The 987-nt window shown below is 31.1% G+C and carries 2 protein-coding genes; both read right to left on the bottom strand.

What is annotated here, in order from left to right; translation table 11 throughout:
• Positions 1–595: IS4 family transposase (locus HNS38_RS20100; RefSeq protein WP_371823828.1), on the bottom strand; the 595-nt coding region annotated here is incomplete at its 3' end.
• Positions 596–652: 57 nt separating this feature from the next.
• Positions 653–987 (bottom strand): DUF4372 domain-containing protein (locus tag HNS38_RS20095; protein WP_216663808.1); only part of this gene is annotated, 335 nt, incomplete at its 5' end.

The following is a 987-nucleotide window of genomic DNA, read 5'->3' as shown; positions in this document are numbered from 1 at the left end:
TACGAACAGCATTTTCTGTGGTACCCCAAAATGATTTAACTTTTAAATGTTGTTTAATCCATTTGAAAAACAACTCAACTTGCCATCGGTTTTTATACAACAAAGCGACCTGTTTTGCTGTAGTATCCATATTATTGGTTAGGTAGATGAATGTTCGTGTAGTATCAGAATCATAGTATTTAATTCGTCTTATTTTTTCAGGGTAGTTTTTGGAAATATAGTATCCAGTAAGTCGATCTATTTGGTCTACTTTTACTCCATTTCCCTTATCTGCTTTGTTCGAATATATTCGACTAAATTTTAAATTTGATTTTGCTCGTATTACAAAATATGATGAAAGTTTGGTTATCTGATATAGACGCGTGAAGTCGACAAAACCTCGATCAAAAACATAATAAGCACCAACTTCATATGGAATAACATCCATTGCATTTACATCATGTATTGTTGCTTCTGTTATATGAATAAATACAGGGATTTTAGCCGTGATATCATAAAGAGTATGGAGCTCTATCCCACCTTTATTTTTACGGAATTTAGCCCACCAGAATACACTAAGACACAAATCTATTGTAGATGAATCAAAAGCATATATTTTGCCTTTAATCTCAAAGTCTTCATTCTTTAATTTTTTTTGAGCTATATCAATTAGCTAATAAGCAAACTCTTCAAATATTTTTGAATTTCTCTTGTTATTGGCCTTCGATAAATTACTTTTTGAAACAGATATACCGAATCCCAAATGATACGATTTTGAACTATGGGCATTAATTATAACTGTCAAATCTCGAAGACTATTTCGATTAGTAAGTTGACCAAAAACCATACAAAGCAGTTGGTTCCAACAGGAAAAATGTTTGACGTATTTATTGCCATAATATTTGGAGACAAACCTATCAAAAACTCGTTGTGGTAAAAAAGAAATCAATTGAGCGAAAACATACTTGCCTGTGTTCATAATGAATAATTTATAATCACAAACATAGT

The organism is Lentimicrobium sp. L6 (assembly GCF_013166655.1).
GTDB lineage: Bacteria > Bacteroidota > Bacteroidia > Bacteroidales > UBA12170 > UBA12170.
Note: the sequence above shows the minus strand (reverse complement) of the source record. Positions and strands in the feature narration are given on the sequence as shown.